Genomic DNA, 16191 nt, shown 5'->3' on the forward strand with positions numbered 1-16191 from the left:
CCTTCACATCTTAAACGGTCGTCCAATTGTTTGCGTTGAGCGTCAGGCTTGAAGCACCTGCCTACCGGCGGGCGGCTGATTCAAGTTGCCCGGCCCCATAAGCAAGTATATAATACGCCCCGCCCCGCCTGGTCGTGACCGCCCGAATAATTTCTGGATCTATAGAACGAAGTTTCTGACCAATCCAGACGAATCTGTCGTCGATAGCATGGCTTCATTAATACAAACTACAAATGATCCCCGCCATCGCCGATGGTTTAAGTATGTGTGTTAATAAATATTACCAAGCGCAAACAAAATCATAGGGATCTAAATGACATTCGCAAAAACACTGATTTGTTCAGGATTTATTCTGGTTCTGAATTCTACCGCCTTCGGCCAAAGCATGGATACATTGCCCGACAAAAGCACACTGCCTGCGGATGTAGTGCAGGTAAGCGCGTCCGTGCCGTTGATGGGCGAACATTGGGCCAATCCGCAAACCTTGCCACTGGGGCCGATCTACTGTGTGCATGACGACAAGGTGGTTTGCATCGAATATATGATCGCGCAGCAGGATTTTGCCGACGGCAAATCCTGGCCAACATTGGCCGGGCTGACAAACCTGCCCTCGATCAATCATGTGGACATTGGCTTTGAACCCCACGGCCACGAGGGCTACGAAATTCCCCATTACGACCTGCATATTTTCTTTATTTCGCCTGAGGAAAAGGCAAAGATCACCGAATGAGGTTTTGGGGCTCCGGGTGCAATATCCGGGGCCTTCTTGCTACAATCTATAGAGGCAGCCCGCCGGTCTGGCGGGCGTTGGCGCGCCAGAGCCGACTCCGCGCCCCCTCTGGCTCGAGATGCCGATATTTGCCGCCTGAGAACTTTGGCCAGTCCAAGGCCAGTCCAACGCGAACAAGCTCCGCCGCCAAATCGCGCCCGTCAGGCAGGAAACCTAAATTCATGAAAAAGAGATGGCGTCCAGATGAGGCAGCGCATCTTATTGTCATTCGATTTCAACCAGAACCGAATAGCCTTACCTACTGGTTCGTTCAAAGTCAGGACCTAATCACCGACACCCACTTAGTGACATTCACAACGGCGGACAGACAGGTGGATAGGAACCGGACGGGATAAGTGGTTGGGTACTTATGCGAGCGATGCATAGGTTAAGTGCGAAAGGTGTCGCAACACTTCATCCGGGCGGGCTATGGCTTCATAAGCGGCCTGATGGCGGCGTTCAATGGTTCTCGCGCATCACCATTCATGGCCGACGTTGCAGAAAAGTGGCGCAGCACAGTGCGACGCGACATTGATCCGATCAAGGAGCGGACGCGTCAGCGAAGAGAGGCGGCGAGCAATACTCATTTTCTCAAGATATCGCCTTCGAAATCCGGGAGGTTATCGAAAATGGTCCGCGAGTACTGACATATCTACAGGCCGGCGGTTATACCGCCAGCCAAATCCATTATTGGATTTCCTATCCGTAATCCCTAGACGGCAAATTCATTCTTCGGTTTTTGGAACAAGTTCAGATCGATTTTCTCCAAAAAATCCTCGCAAAGCATGAACAATGGTGAAGCCCCAAATCAGCATGGTGGCGAAACCGAGCCCCGCAGCGATCGGGCGGCTGAAGAACCCGAGCATACTGCCATCGGCGATCATCATTGAGGTGGTGAAATTGGTTTCGACCAAGGGTCCAAGCACGATGCCAAGAATGATGGGGGCAATGGCGATCATGCGCGATTCCAGCACAAAGGCGAGAAGGCCCGCACCCAGCATCAGCATGACGCCAAACATCGAGTTATTGATCGAATATGACCCGACGATGCAGAACAAAAGCACGGCGGCGTTGAGCAAGGCGCGTGGGACTTCAAATATCCACCGCGCGCTTTTGGCGGCAACCCACCCCAAAGGCAGCATTAAAACGTTGGCTATGGCGAAGACGATCATCACCGCGTAAAAATTCTGTGGGTTCAGCGTCATCAACGTTGGACCAGGGTCCATGCCTTTCATCACCAGAACACCGACGGCAATCGCTGTAACCGCATCGCCGGGAATGCCAAATACCATCGCCGGAATCCAAGCAGCGCTAAGGGCGGCATTGTTGGTCGCGCCAGCTTCGACAAGGCCTTCTGGATGACCCGTGCCAAATTTTTCCGGGGTTTTGGAGGTGCGTTTGGCCAGAGCATAGGTGATCCATGCGGCAAGATCGCCGCCGACGCCGGGCAAAGCCCCCAAAAGTGCGCCGATAACCGAGCCACGGACCTGATTTTTGCGGTATTTCCAAATCGTGCTCAGGGTGCCGCCAAAGGGGTTGCTGAGCTTAATCTGGGGCACGTCGGCGATGGCGCGGCGGCCAGAGCGCATAATTTCGGCAACCGCGAACATGCCGATCATAACCGGGATAAAGCTGATGCCACCCATCAATTCGACCACGCCAAAGGTAAAACGGGGCGTTGCGGTCAGTGGATCAAGCCCGATTTGCGCAATAAACAGACCGATCATCAGCGCCAACGCGCCCTTGATCATGCCGCCCGAGGAAATCAGGGCGGCGCAGCTCAGGCCGAGCAGGGCGAGCCAAAAATATTCAAAACTAGAGAACCCAAGCGCAGCCTTGGCTAGAATTGGGGCTGTAAACAACAAGAAGAGAAAGCCAAAAAGACCGCCGAGCGATGAACTCATAACACTAATGCCGATGGCCAGGCCCGCCTTGCCTTTTTGCGCCAGACGATAAGAATCCTCAACATAGGCGGCCGATGCCGGCGTGCCGGGAATGCGCAGGAGTGCGCCGGGCAAGTCTCCTGCGGTAATGGCCATGGCCGTACACGAAATGATTGCTGCGATCGCAGGAATCGGGGGCATATAAAAGGTAATCGGCACCAAAAGGGCCGTTGCCATGGTGGCGGTCAGGCCCGGTATCGCGCCAACCAACATGCCAAACACAGCAGCAAGAAAAATGGTGGCAAGCGTTTCAAAATTGAAGACAAGACCTGCGGCTTCGGCAAAGGCTTCCATGGCGTTTACCCAAAAATTCCGTGCGGCAACGGAACCCGTAGCGCAGAGGTGAACATATAAAAGATGGCGGTTGACGCTATGGGACTAAAGATCAGCGCCGATAGCCAATTTCCGCCACTGATCAGCACGATCAGCGCCGCAAACAGGGTGCCCGACACCAAAAAGCCAAGATAGGGCATGACCAGAATAACAGCGATGATCGCGACCACGACCCCCGCCGCAAACCATGTCAGTAGTTTTGGAGCGTTTTCTGGTTGATTGGTTCGGGTCACCCAGCCCTGCACAGCCAACACGGCACCAAACACGGCCATTGCCGAGCCAACAATAGTGGGAAATAGGCCCGGGCCAACAATCATCCCCGCCAATGGTTGAAGCCCCGTCGACTGCTGCACAATCGCGGCGCCGAAAAGAGCAAAAACTACGCCCAAAATACTATCGAATGGCAAGGATTTGGACATGCACAATCCCTTTTCTGTTTAAAAACGCGGTGACCGGGGCGTGCCCCGACCACCAATCAGTTTGGCCTAAATTTAGCTCTACTTTGCCAGACCAACAGCCTGAAGTGCCTTGCCGATTGAGGCATCAGCGTCAGTCATGAAGGCTTCAAAGCCTGCTGCATCGCGATAGTCGATGCCGAAATTGCGCTGTTTCATGAATTCAACAAATTCATCGCTCGTCACGACCTTATTGAGCGCATCGGTCAAGACCATTTTGACGTCGTCCGGCAGGCTTTTTGGCGCTGCAATACCGCGCCAGGCATAAGCGGACCACTTGTTGCCCAAAGCTTCTTCAGCAGTAGGAACATCTGGAGCGGACGCGACGCGCTCGGTGGCGGCAACGATTAGAGGTTTGACTTCACCGGCATCGACCATGGGGCGGGCATCGGGCAACGTGGTAGCAACGACGCTGATGGCGCCGGAAGCGAGCAATTGCAGGCTGGCAGCAGAACCTTCGGAGGGCACCCAAGGGGCTGCGTCAGGGGCAATGTCATTGGTAACAAGAACGCCTGCCCAGCCCAAATGGGCCATACCGCCAAGATTGGCGCCTGAGGCCTTGATTGAGCCGGGATTGGCCTTCACTTCTGCCAACAATTCCATGATGTCTGGGCCGTCAGCGCGAACAAATACCGCTTCTGGGTCAGCATTAAACAGGGCCAGAGGTTCGTAATCGGCGAAGCTGAGTGGGGATACGCCTGTCCAGTGATACATCGACAATTCGGTGGTAATGACGCCGAGCGTATAACCATCGGGTTCGGCGTAAGAAATCTCGGTGTGGCCCACAATGCCGCCGCCGCCGGTGCGGTTGATGACGTTGATCGGCTGGCCGAGTTCTTTTTCAAGCAGGGTCGCGATGATGCGCCCAGTGGCGTCGGTGCCGCCGCCTGCACCCCATGGCACGATCAAGTTTATCGCTCGATCCGGATATTGCGCGAAAGCTGGCGCTGCGGCCAACACCGTGAGCGCAACCGCGCCCGCTATGGTTTTCAAAAATGTCATTTACTTTCTCCCAGGAATTTGCGTCGGCGTACCGACAGAATAGGCAACGCTGAACTGCATTGCGATTTTATATTCCGCATTGTGGACATACCATGCGATATTTCAGAACGCAACACGCCCATATTTCGCCAGGAAAGCTATATTTAGTTGACAAAGCGTCCAATCCCTTCATATCAAGTAGGGGATTGAATTCCATATTGCGGAATATATAATTTGCGCTGGTCAACGTTGACGGGCGGGATGTTCGAATTTCAGATGAGACGCGCCACGGTGGCCTTTGTCTCGATGTTGGAGGAAACCAATGACCAACCAAATCGCGCTGTCGCTGCGCAACACGCTCACCGGCATTTTGCCACCCCTGTCCATGCCCTTTGACGAAAAGGGTAACCTTGCGCAGGGCGAGCTTAAAGCGCAGGTCGATTTTATGATCGAGTCGGGCGTTCGCGGCATTGTGGTGGGCGGCTCGACCGGCGAAGGACACACGCTTTCGGCCGCCGAATTCACCCAAGCCATGATCGAAGCTCATGATGCCAATGCCGGACGGGTGCCATTTATTGTGGGGCTGATCGTGCAGTCCACCCGCGAAGCGATTGATCGAGTCGTGGCGCTTGGTGACATCAAGATTGATGCCTTGCAGGTGACGCCGGTCCACTATTTGTTCAAGCCCGGTCGCGAGGCGACCATTGAGCACTTCCGCGCCATCTGGGAAAAGACCAAGGTTCCCATCCTGATCTACAATGTTATTCCGTGGAATTATTTGTCGATTGACGACATGCTCGCCATTATGGAAGCCGTGCCCGGCGTTGTTGGCATGAAGCAATCCTCGGGCGATGTGAAGTCGGTGTCCGATCTGATGCAGCGCGCCAAACCCGAAAATCTGGTGCTGACCGGTATCGACGCCCTGCTCTATCCCAGTTTTGCCCTGGGTGCGCATGGGGCCATCAGCGCCCTGACCTGTGCGGTGCCCGGGCTGACGGTCAAACTGTTCAACGCCGTTCAAGCGGGCGACCATGTGACCGCCAAAGACATTCATTTCCGCCTTAACGGGCTGTGGAATGCCATGCGCCACGACAATTTGCCGGCTTGTGTAAAATACGTGCAACACCGCCAGGGCCTCCCCATGTTCCACCCGCGCGCGCCCATGGAACGGGTCACCGAGGAGCAGAAGAACAAGATTGATGCAGCGCTCGGCCCTGTACTTGAACTGGTCGATATCCGCGCAAAGTCGGCCGCCTGATGGCGGTGGAGCGGACTGCCGATAAGGTAATTCGCTCCTCTTATCGACACGGAGGACATTATGAAAAAGCTGATCAATGATCCGGCGAACTATGTTGAGGAGATGCTTGACGGATTGTGCCTGGCTCATCCCGGCCTCAAGCGTGTTGGCGTGGACCGTCGCGCAATCACGACAGCAAATCCTATCCGCGCGGGTAAGGTGGGCATTGTATCGGGGGGCGGCTCGGGCCATCTGCCGTTGTTTACCGGCTATGTTGGCAAAGGCCTGCTTGATGCCTGCGCCATTGGCAATGTGTTTGAAGGACCAACCATCAATTCGTGTCAGGACGCTATTGAAGCGGCCAATGGCGGTGCGGGTGTCTTGTGCCTGTTTGGCAATTACGGTGGCGACCGGATGAATTTTGAAATGGCCAGCGAATTTGCGGCCATGAACGATGTCGACACCCGCACGGTTTTGGGCACTGACGACATTGCCAGCGCCAGCCCCGCCGAGGCGGACAAACGCCGCGGTGTGGCGGGATTGATTTTTGCTTACAAGGCCGCTGGCGCGCTTGCTGAAGGTGGTGGCTCGCTCGACGCGGTTGAAGCGATAGCGCGCAAAACTGTTGAGAGAACGCGCACCGTTGGTGTTGCGCTGTCCTCGTGCCAAATTCCCGGCGCGACCGCGCCCAATTTCACCATCGCGGACAATGAAATCGAGATGGGTATGGGCATCCATGGCGAGCCTGGCATTTGGCGCCGCCCCATCCGCCCGGCTGATGAACTGGTCGATGAAATGATCGCCATGCTGCTGGCTGAACGGCCCGAGGGTGCAACCCGCGTGGCCATTTTGGTCAATAGTTTGGGTGCGACACCGCTTGAAGAACTTTTCATTCTCTACCGACGCGCCCACCAACAGCTTGAACGCAGCGATTTGAGGGTCGTGCGTCCGCTTATCGGGCCATATGTTACCTCGATGGAAATGGGCGGCGCATCGATCAGCCTGTGCTTCCTTGATGAGGAAATTGAGGAATTGCTGGCCGCCCCGGCCGATTGCCCGTTTTGGAGGATAGATTAAGCCATGGCGATCACTATTGAGACGCTGACCATAGCCATTGTGCGCGCCGATCAAAGCATGACCGGTCTCACCGATGTTTTGAATGCGGCAGATGCCAAGCTGGGTGATGGAGACACCGGCACAATGCTGGCGCGGCTGTTGCGAACTTTTGCTGCGGTAGATACGCGCGCAGCGCCCGATCTGGGGGCGGCATTCATGGCGTTGGCAAAAGCGGGGGCCGCATCGACCGGCTCCAGCCTTGGCACTTTGGTGATCACTGCCATGATGACCGCCGGCAAAGCAACAATGGGTCAAACCGAATTGAGTTGGGACCAGCTTGGTGCGTTGACCGCGGCGGTTCGCGATGCGGCCATGACGCGTGGCAAGGCCGAATTGGGCGCTAAGACAATTATTGACGGACTCGATGCGCTGGCCCGCCAAATTGAAGGACTGGATGAGCCAACGGTCATTGCCCAAGCCGGCAGCGCCGCGATGGTGCAGGTTTTGGCCGATTTTCGCGACCGTCCATCGGCTGTGGGGCGCGCGCGCATGTTTGCTGACAAAAGCATTGGCCTTGATGACCCAGGCATGCTGGCACTGGCCGAGATCATCTATGCCATAGCCGGGGAGCGGCGCCCCGTTCATGATTGATCTGCCAGATTGGCTTGAGGCGACACCCCAACTAGACTATGAAATCGAACGCACACGGCTAGAATTTGCCGCGCCGCCAAGGTGCTGAGGCCCAAAGAATGAGCGAATCCACCGCAGCCATTGCGCCAAAGAAACCGACCCGAAGCGATGAAAGCTTGAAATCCCTGACCAAGGTTTCGCGGGTTCTGGATTGTTTTAGCACCTCGCGGCGCGCTCTTAGCCTGGCTGAAATTTGCACAGAAACCGGCTATCCGCGCTCCACGGCCCATCGCTTGCTGGCGGCCATGCGCGAAGTGGGATTTATCGAACAAGACAGGGGGCGGGACACCTACCGGCTGGGGCTGCGACTGTTTGAGCTGGGCAGTGTTGTACTGGCCAATCATGACTTGAATCGCGAGGGTCACGCCATTGTTGATGCGCTGCATCGCTTGACCAATCGCGCTGTTCATCTGGCGGTGTTTGATGGGTTGCGCGCAGTTGTCATTCAACGGTCGGAAGCGGAACCGATGCTGGCCACAACCATGGTCGAAAATTCGCCGGCGCACTGCACCAGCGTGGGTAAGGCTATCTTGGCGTATCAGAGCGGGGAAATCGTGCAGCGCGTCATCGCGACAGGTTTGGAGCGCTACACGGAAACCACGATCACCGATCCGGCAGAACTTGCTGATGAACTCGATCAGGCGCGCACGCGCGGCTATGCCATCGACAATGGCGAGCACCAGCCCGGCCTCCGGTGCATTGGCGCGCCCATTCGCAATCAAGCGGGCCTGGTGTTTGCCGGACTTAGCGTCAGTGCCCCGGCTTGGCAAATGCCCGTTGATGAACTCGATGATTTGGGCCGGGTGGTGATTTATCACGCCAACCTGATTTCTCAGCGGCTGGGCCATACGCGGTGATTGCTGCATCGTGCCCCTCCTCAGCGGCGACGTGAACACCGGCCCCGAAGGACCGGTATGCTTCGTGTTAAGCTGGCCCCGTTGAGCCAACAGGCCAGATCTCCTGCAAATTCTCGCCAGCAAGGATGCGTTGACGGCAGCTCGCTTCGTTCTTTCCCAATTCGTCAGCAGCATCGGCGATAACGCCAACAAGCTCGGATGGGATCACCACAACGCCCGTCACATCAGCAAAAATTATGTCGCCCGGCGCAATGCGCACGCCATCAATATCGAGATCGACTTGATAGTGAGTGGCCTCCATACGGCCCGAAACACCGACTGGACTCATGCCCCTTGCAAAGAGCGGATAATCAAGTTTGCGCACTTCGGCCAGATCGCGCACGGTGCCGTTGACGATGGTGGCGGCTGCGCCTTTGGTCTTGGCCCCGCTCGACATTAACTCACCCGTGCCCGAACCTTCAGCGCAGGACGAATCGACCATTAGAATGCCGCCTTTGACTACGGCGTCGATGGCACCATGATAGACATCTTGGGGTTGGCCGACGCGTTCGCTGGGCTCGTAACGGATGGTGGAGGCCGGGCCGCAAATGACCTGACCCGGTGCCAGCACGCCGAATTGGCCAATGCCTTTTAAAAAGCCATAAGGCCCGCGCCCGTCCAACACATCGTGGATGTCGCCAGAGTACCATTTTGACAGCCGCTTAATGGCAACCCAATCGGTTTTATTATAATCATATGCAGCCATTTAGCTGGTTTTACCCTGTTTTTTGGCGGTATTAATCGCCTGTTGGAGATAGGTGGTTGAGTTGTCGATATGCTCACGGATGAGCGCGCGACTTGCGTCAACATCACCCTGACGGATGGCGCTAAAAATCGCCTGATGCTCGGCCATGCCTTCGGCCTGAGTCTTGCTGGGCACGCGACTGGTGAGCCTAATTATGTCGGTAATCAGCGCGTAGAGATTGCCATAGACGCTGGACAAAATTTCATTACCGAGCGAGTGCACCAGTGCGCGGTGAAAATTGGCATCGGCTTCGGCGTATTGGGCAAAATCCTTGGCGTCCGCCAAACTGCCCAATGCTGTCACCACATCCTGGGAAAGTTCCCCCTCGCCCGCAGCCAATCGTCCCACAACTTCAATTTCAAACATCCGCCGCACGTCCATCAGCTGGACCAAATAGGCGGCGTCTTTGGCAAAGAGCCTTTTCACGTTAGCCGCGAGCGAACCGAGAAACTGATCGACGTCGTCGCGGACAATCTCAGCCCGCTCGCCGTGCCTACGGCGAACAAGTCCTTTGGTTTCCAGTATTTGCAGCCCTTCGCGGACTGATCGGGTGCTGATTGCAAACAACCGCGACAGTTCGGCCTCGGAGGGCAGACGCTCACCAACCTTTAATTCACCAGATAGGACTTGCGCCTCGATGGCCGAAACCACCGCAGTATGTAACTTGCTACGATCGGGAGCGACGGCGACTACCATGCAGTAAACCCACCATCTACCACGACGTTAGATCCGGTCATGTAAGTGGATGCATCCGAGGCAAGGAATTGGATAACCCCGTTATACTCGCCCTTTTCGGCCTGACGACGCATCGGCACCCGATCAAGGAAGTTATCGATGAACTCCTTGTCGAAACTGCCGGTTTTAACGCCGCCAAACGAAATCAGATTGCAGCGAACATTCTTTTCGGCCCAATAAGTGGCAACATAGCGAGTGAGGTTTAACAGGCCCGATTTGGATGCGGCGTAAGATACTGCCTTAAAAAATGGCACGCCATCGCGCTCTTCACGATATGAATATAGCGCCTGATTGGGTGACACGAGGCCGTAAATCGACCCGATATTAATAATGCTGCCCCGCCCCTTCTCGGCCATCTTGGTGCCAATAACTTGGCTGCACAGCATCACGCCGGTCAGGTTCACATCGATAATGTCATCCCAATATTTTTGGGGGTAAGTTTCGAACGGGCCATTCTGGTCGGCAGCACCGTCGGGCTTGGAGTCAATGCCGGCATTGTTCACCAAAACGTCAGGCACGCCCCAATCGGCGATTAGGCGATCAGTTGCAGCTTCGATTGCGGCTTTGTTGGTGACGTTGGCCTCGTAAACACGAACGTTGTCGGCCATGTCGGGAAACAGCTCGTCAAGCGCGCTCTGGGTAATAGGACGACGGCTATAAACCGCCACTTTGGCACCGGCAGCGGCCAGTGAAGTGGCGAATTCGCGGCCCAATTGGCCTAGCCCCCAGTCACTACCACCACTTTTCCCGACACGCTGAAAAGATCAGACATCGCACTCTCCACTTATGACATAAGTCATATGTCATATACACGCAGAGTGGTCGTGACAAGGCGGATATTGCGTTGGTTGGGAGAAGTGACGCGACGGAAGCACTCAAAAGAACACGAAAATGTCGCCTGGCCGTTTCCCGCAAGTCGCTACGCGGACAGCAGCAATTGTTGCAACTCAAGCGGCGCTTTGACGTCAAATGCCAACTGATTGCGATACTGCCACCAGCTTTTGGCCAGCGAGGCCGAGTTGTGGCTCCGTGGCATTGTTGACTAACAAGCCAAACTCAACCTACGACCAACGACCAACGACCAACGACCAACGACCAACAAAATGTCCTTAAAGTTGAACAGACTGGCCACAAGATTTTAGAATCGCAGCGATCAGATGGTGTACGGCCAACACATCTCGCCCGGTGACAGCGGGCATTCGACCAAAAGCGATGGCATTGGCGAAGTCCAGGATCAGGGCCTGATGATCCTGGCTGGAAAACCCCATCGGATCCACCCCGGATCCGGAGCCCGAATCCTTGTCTGCGAAGTCGAAATTGGTGCCGTTCTGCAGCCTCACAGTGAGTTGAGTCCCAATGAGCGTGGCGCTTCCCCTGTCGCAGATCAACTCGATGACGTCGGCTTGCCCGGGAAAAGCACAAGTTGTTGCTGTGATACTTCCCAGTGCCCCATTGCCGAAGCGCACAGTCGCCGCAGCAACATCCTCACCCTCCATCACGTGGACCGGACTGGTGGCGGCATACCCGGTTACCGTCTCGGGAGTGCCTATTAGGGAAATCATCAGGTCAAGATTGTGAATGGCCTGGGTGAGCAACACCCCGCCGCCGTCACGCGCGAAAGTGCCGCGGCCAGGTTCTTCATAGTAGCTCTGGGGGCGCCAGTAGTTGGTGCGTGCGCTTACATGCACCACTTGGCCGAGAGTGCCCTCGCTCAGCATTTTTTTCAGAGCCTGGGCTGCGGGTCGAAATCTGTTCTGGAGTACCACTCCCAGCGTGATCCCGCCGGCCTCGGCATCGGCCACTAATTGCTCAGCGCGCGATATGCTGATGTCGAGTGGTTTTTCCAGCAGCACGTGCTTGCCAGCGGCGACTGCCATCTGCACAAGTTCCAGATGCGTGTGGGGCGGCGTCAACACCAATACAGCATCGACACGGGGGTCGTTGAAGATCGTTTCGATATTGTCGACGATTGGCAGGCCATGAGCTTCGGCAAAAGCAGCGCGGCGGCCTGCGGAGGGACTGAAGGCGTGGAGGGTTTCAATTTGGTCACGAAGCGCCAGCAGTGCATGTGCATGAGGCCGAGAGGCCATCCCAAGTCCAATAATGGCAACGCCAAGTTTCTTGATCATGGCATGTCCCTATTAGCTGCGGCAGACCGTTGGCTGTCGCGATTTGAAATTGATGCAACCAACTGGGCTGACACTCCAGCCAAATATCATTGACTGCCTGCGGTCAGAGTGGTGTTGGCGATGTTCGGCCCGATCAAACAGGTGGTCACGTGGCAACAATACGCTGGTTGGTCTGTACGTCGAAAATATGGGCCTGAGCCGGATCGAGACCCAGCCAAATCGTATCGCCCACCCTGGCATGAAGACGTTGCCGCAGCAGGACGCCAATGGGCTGATCTCCGACCATAGCGGCAATGAAGGTCTCCGAGCCGGTGGGTTCGAACAAGCGAATCTTGGCCTCAATTCCCTGCCCGGGTTCAGTAAGAACCAAATGTTCCGGCCGGAAACCAAAAATGACCTCCCGGCCTGCAGCAACGCGAGCAGCGGCGGCCGAAACGGGCCAATCTGTGCCACCTGCTGTTTGCACGGCCTGCCCCTTGACGGTGCCCTTGACCATGTTCATGGCCGGCGAACCGATAAAGCTGGCCACAAATACATTATTGGGGCGGTCATAAAGGGTCAGCGGATCCCCGATCTGTTCAACGACACCGTCGCGCATAACCACAATGATGTCGGCCATGGTCATGGCCTCGACCTGATCATGGGTGACATAGATCATCGTTGTCTTGAGCCGGTCATGTAACTCCATTAATTCGGCCCGCATCTGGACGCGCAGTTTGGCGTCAAGGTTCGACAGCGGTTCATCGAACAAAAAGACCTGTGGGTCACGCACGATGGCGCGGCCCATGGCGACACGCTGGCGCTGTCCACCCGACAATTGCTTGGGGTAGCGATCGAGATAATCGCTAAGGCCGAGAATACGGGCCGCATTCTCCACGCGTTCGTTCACCTCTGACCGCGGACGGCGCGCCAGTCGAAGCGAGAACGCCATGTTCTCCGCCACCGTCATGTGTGGATAGAGCGCGTAATTCTGAAACACCATGGCGATATCGCGGTGCTTGGGTTCAACTTCGTTGATCACCCGTTCACCAATACTTATCGTGCCCCCGGATATGTCCTCAAGCCCCGCGATCATGCGCAGCAACGTAGATTTGCCGCAGCCCGAAGGGCCCACCAGCACGACGAAAGCGCCATCTGGCACGCTCAAGCTGATATCCCGAATGATCTTTGTAGAGCCAAACGATTTATGGACATTCTGGATTTCAAGCGATGCCATGATTGTGCTCCGGCGGAATGGGATCAAGAAGACGGCGGTTTGCAACGTTGATGGCAGCCAACAGGCTCAGGCCAGTATGGTAACCTGGATCAAGGTCCGGGGTAGCGGGAACATAGTCGATGGGCCCGGTGTCGGTCAGACATTGGTAGGCGATAGAGGCGTCATCCCGCCAGAATCGGTCATAAAAGGCCTGGTCGGCTGCCCGCCAGACTGCCAGCGCTTCGGCGCTGCCGGTTCGCTGATAACAGAGTGCTGCGCTCCGGATGCTTTCAGGCAGCGACCACCAAGGGCAGTAAGGACTGATGGGCGCTCCACTATCGGCCGAAACCACCAGCCGAACGCCGGGACCATTATATCCCTTGGCGAACGAAGCGAGCAGTATCGTCTGCAGCGTGCCCAGGAGCCCCGGATCGGGATCGTCCCCCAGATGATCCAGGGCAAAGCCGACGAACTCGATCCCGTGCCCCACGTTGCAGGCATCCTGCCCGGGTACATTGCGCAATAATCCAGATACAGGGTCGAAGTGGTTGTCGATAACGTGCGCAATGAACCGGTCGGCAAAGGCTGTGTGCGCGGCCATACCCAAGCGGGTCAACAGTCCGGCAGCGCTCAACATGATCATGCGCGGCCCAAAATCGTCGGGTTCAGCTGCCAGGGCGGTTTCACCCAGCAACACTTTTTCATCCATCTGGAAACGGCCGTTTTCAATACCGGCGATGATCACGCCGAGCCGCTCGATGTGGCGTGGCAGGTCCTCGGGCACATGCGTGGCGGCAGCGGCGATCAGCCCCTTGGTCACGAAAATATCGGAATAGGTAAAAATATCACTGGGCCGCTCCTGTGTAAGGGGCGTTGCATCGTCAAAATAGATCGGCACCGAGGCCGCATCGTAGCAAAAGTAGCCATGACCATCGACTGCCTGCAATTGATCAAGCGCAGCATAAAGGTCGGCGGACGCAGAAGTCAGTTCGCCCGCCAGGCTCTGATCGATCTCGGAAAATGCTGCGGCATGGGTTGCCAGCGCCTCGAGCCCTCGACCCTGAATCCAGCCATAAATATAGGCTGGCCCGCGCCAGCCATCGGCTGCCGTGTAGTCGCGCAGGGTGAGTGGGTTGAGCTTGGTATTCACAAACGCACCTTGCAGGCGCGGCCGCTCCAGCATCCAGCGCAGTGTCTTGGCATTTGCGGCGGTATAGCGTTGGGCGGCCGAGGCAAAAAAATCAGTCATTCCTTGAGCCCCGAACTCGCCACACCTTCCACGAAATTGCGCCGCAGCAACACAAAGAGCGTAACCGAGGGGACCAACACGATTGCCGAAGCAGCACTGAGGCGCCCCAGATCGACGGTAAAGCCAGTCTGGAAAAGGGCGAGGCCCACCTCGATCGTATAGCTGGGCTTGGTGGTGGCAACAATCAGCGGCCAGGCGAAAGCCGTCCAGGCTTGAAAGAAAGCAAGCACGAACAAGGCACCGAGCGCGCCACGCAACAACGGCAGCACCACGCGAATGAAAATCCAGATCTCCCCGGCCCCGTCAATGCGGGCGGCCTCAAGCAATTCGTCGGGAATGGAATGGACAACATTTTGGCGGATCAGGAAAATACCGAAACTCATCACCAAATAGCCAAGGAGCAGACCCCAAAGGCTATTGAGGATACCCAGGCTCTGGGCCTGAAAATACAGCGGGATCATGTAGACTTCGAATGGCACAATGGCCGTAGCAAGGATAATCGCGAACAATATGCTCATGATGGGCGAGGGGAATTTGGCCAGCAGATAACCAGCGATCGCCGAGGTGATCGAAATCGCCAGTGCCGACAAAATTGCAAAAGCGAAGCTGTTGAAAATCCAAAGCATCAAAGGCGTATCTGAGAGCACCGCTTCAATGTTCTCAAGGGTGGGATTCTCCGGGATGATACTGGGCGGCCAGCTCAACATTTCTGCCGGTGTCTTGAAGGCGTTCGCCACGAGCAGGATGAGCGGCAACACCATCAACAATCCAAACACGATCAGGATGGCATCGATGAAAAGGTTGAGCGCCATTCGTTTGCGGCGCAACTGGCCCGAACTAAGCTGGGAGGCAATTTGTGTCGTCATTTCCGGGCTCCCTTTTCGCGCAGCAAGGAAAACTGGATGAACGTCAGGATGAGCACGATGACGAGCAGCACGACTGCCTCAGATGCGGCGTAGCCGACCCGATAATTGCGGAAGGTATTTTCCAACATGTCCAGCACAATAACCCGCACCTGCCGCCCCGGCGCGCCCTGCGCATCGGAGGCGAGCACATAGACCTGGGCGTAGACATTGAACGCCGAAACCAGCGTTGCCACCCCGACATAGAGCGTGATGGGTTTGAGTAGGGGAATGGACAGGTGCCAGAACGATTGAAACCCGGATGCGCCGTCGAGCTTGGCAGCCTCGTAAAGCGATTTCGACAGATTCTTGAATCCAACCAGATAGATCAGCACCGCATATCCCAGCGCCTGCCATGAGCACAGGATGATGACGCTGATCAGCGACAGCGTTGGATCGAACAACCAGGCCTGCGGCTCGATACCGAATACTGAAAGCAGCGCGTTAAGTGGTCCCAGCCGCGCATCAAATATCCATTTCCATGCCATGGCAGCGGGCACGAGCGACACCACGTGCGGAATGAAAATGGTGGTTTCGTAAAAGCCGGCAAACCGCGACCGGGTCCGGTAAAAAATCAACGCAGCCAGAATCATCGCTAACGGCACGGTGATCAGCAGCACGCCGAAAGCAATGATGGAGGTGTTGAGCAACGCTTCCTGAAAAAGCCGATCACCGAGCAACTCCTGAAAGTTCGCAAGGCCGATGAACGGCTTGTTTTTGGAGAGAATGTCCCACTTGTGCAGGCTAAGGCGCAGAATTTCCCCAATCGGGAATATGCGCACATAGCCAAAAATGGCGATGACCGGCGCGATGGCGAGCAGAGAAAATATCAGTCGTCGGCGCTTTAGCATGGGCCACCCCTATCAGTTGCGCCCG

16 protein-coding genes and 1 pseudogene are annotated in these 16191 nt (G+C 56.1%); 6 read left to right on the forward strand and 11 right to left on the reverse strand.

Annotated elements, in window-relative coordinates; genetic code table 11:
* The first annotated feature begins 313 nt into the window (after window positions 1-313).
* Complete coding sequence (locus PSQ90_RS07320) at window positions 314-730, forward strand: hypothetical protein (protein WP_282212740.1); 417 nt, start codon at window positions 314-316, stop codon at window positions 728-730.
* Window positions 731-1139: 409 nt separating this feature from the next.
* Window positions 1140-1365 (forward strand): annotated as a pseudogene (locus PSQ90_RS07325) (tyrosine-type recombinase/integrase); the annotation flags it as partial.
* Between the two features lie 129 nt (window positions 1366-1494).
* Here PSQ90_RS07325 and PSQ90_RS07330 read toward each other — a convergent pair.
* From PSQ90_RS07330 to PSQ90_RS07340, 3 genes are all read right to left on the reverse strand, one after another.
* Window positions 1495-3006: a tripartite tricarboxylate transporter permease gene (locus PSQ90_RS07330; RefSeq protein ID WP_282212741.1), complete on the reverse strand. Its 1512-nt coding sequence runs from the start codon at window positions 3004-3006 to the stop codon at window positions 1495-1497.
* A 5-nt stretch (window positions 3007-3011) separates the two neighbouring features.
* On the reverse strand, window positions 3012-3464 hold the full coding sequence (locus PSQ90_RS07335; protein WP_282212742.1) for a tripartite tricarboxylate transporter TctB family protein: 453 nt from the start codon (window positions 3462-3464) through the stop codon (window positions 3012-3014).
* Window positions 3465-3542: 78 nt separating this feature from the next.
* Window positions 3543-4502, reverse strand: coding sequence for a tripartite tricarboxylate transporter substrate binding protein (locus PSQ90_RS07340; RefSeq protein ID WP_282212743.1), 960 nt, complete (start codon window positions 4500-4502; stop codon window positions 3543-3545).
* A gap of 301 nt (window positions 4503-4803) precedes the next feature.
* On the opposite strand from PSQ90_RS07340, the gene PSQ90_RS07345 reads away from it, so the two are divergent.
* The 4 genes from PSQ90_RS07345 (at window position 4804) to PSQ90_RS07360 (ending at window position 8321) form a co-directional block, all read left to right on the forward strand.
* Window positions 4804-5739, forward strand: a complete 936-nt coding sequence (locus tag PSQ90_RS07345; RefSeq protein WP_282212744.1) for a dihydrodipicolinate synthase family protein — start codon at window positions 4804-4806, stop codon at window positions 5737-5739.
* Window positions 5740-5799: 60 nt separating this feature from the next.
* Entirely contained in the window at window positions 5800-6795 is a 996-nt protein-coding gene (locus tag PSQ90_RS07350) for a dihydroxyacetone kinase subunit DhaK (protein WP_282212745.1), read from the forward strand.
* Between the two features lie 3 nt (window positions 6796-6798).
* Complete coding sequence (locus PSQ90_RS07355) at window positions 6799-7425, forward strand: DAK2 domain-containing protein (protein WP_282212746.1); 627 nt, start codon at window positions 6799-6801, stop codon at window positions 7423-7425.
* A gap of 98 nt (window positions 7426-7523) precedes the next feature.
* The gene (locus PSQ90_RS07360) at window positions 7524-8321 is read left to right on the forward strand and encodes an IclR family transcriptional regulator (RefSeq protein WP_282212747.1); all 798 of its coding nucleotides are present in this window, start codon (window positions 7524-7526) and stop codon (window positions 8319-8321) included.
* A gap of 67 nt (window positions 8322-8388) precedes the next feature.
* Here the strand turns inward: PSQ90_RS07360 and PSQ90_RS07365 are convergent, their stop codons facing one another.
* The 8 genes from PSQ90_RS07365 to PSQ90_RS07400 all read right to left on the reverse strand — a co-directional run bounded on the left by PSQ90_RS07365 (window position 8389) and on the right by PSQ90_RS07400 (window position 16166).
* Window positions 8389-9066, reverse strand: a complete 678-nt coding sequence (locus PSQ90_RS07365) for an RraA family protein (RefSeq protein ID WP_282212748.1) — start codon at window positions 9064-9066, stop codon at window positions 8389-8391.
* Entirely contained in the window at window positions 9067-9801 is a 735-nt protein-coding gene (locus PSQ90_RS07370; RefSeq protein WP_282212749.1) for a FadR/GntR family transcriptional regulator, read from the reverse strand.
* A complete protein-coding gene (locus tag PSQ90_RS07375) occupies window positions 9795-10553 on the reverse strand; it encodes an SDR family oxidoreductase (RefSeq protein ID WP_282212750.1) in 759 nt (252 codons plus the stop codon). The genes PSQ90_RS07370 and PSQ90_RS07375 overlap by 7 nt, the downstream gene beginning before the upstream one ends.
* Window positions 10554-10949: 396 nt before the next feature.
* The gene (locus tag PSQ90_RS07380) at window positions 10950-11969 is read right to left on the reverse strand and encodes a Gfo/Idh/MocA family protein (protein WP_328517532.1); all 1020 of its coding nucleotides are present in this window, start codon (window positions 11967-11969) and stop codon (window positions 10950-10952) included.
* Between the two features lie 145 nt (window positions 11970-12114).
* On the reverse strand, window positions 12115-13185 hold the full coding sequence (locus tag PSQ90_RS07385) for an ABC transporter ATP-binding protein (RefSeq protein ID WP_282212751.1): 1071 nt from the start codon (window positions 13183-13185) through the stop codon (window positions 12115-12117).
* Complete coding sequence (locus PSQ90_RS07390; protein ID WP_282212752.1) at window positions 13172-14413, reverse strand: AGE family epimerase/isomerase; 1242 nt, start codon at window positions 14411-14413, stop codon at window positions 13172-13174. Before PSQ90_RS07390 ends, PSQ90_RS07385 begins: the two co-directional genes overlap by 14 nt.
* Complete coding sequence (locus PSQ90_RS07395) at window positions 14410-15279, reverse strand: carbohydrate ABC transporter permease (RefSeq protein WP_282212753.1); 870 nt, start codon at window positions 15277-15279, stop codon at window positions 14410-14412. Before PSQ90_RS07395 ends, PSQ90_RS07390 begins: the two co-directional genes overlap by 4 nt.
* Complete coding sequence (locus PSQ90_RS07400; RefSeq protein WP_282212754.1) at window positions 15276-16166, reverse strand: carbohydrate ABC transporter permease; 891 nt, start codon at window positions 16164-16166, stop codon at window positions 15276-15278. Before PSQ90_RS07400 ends, PSQ90_RS07395 begins: the two co-directional genes overlap by 4 nt.
* Window positions 16167-16191 lie beyond the last annotated feature (25 nt).

It is taken from the genome of Devosia rhodophyticola, from assembly GCF_028816475.1.
In the GTDB taxonomy this organism is placed as follows: Bacteria; Pseudomonadota; Alphaproteobacteria; order Rhizobiales; family Devosiaceae; genus Devosia; species Devosia rhodophyticola.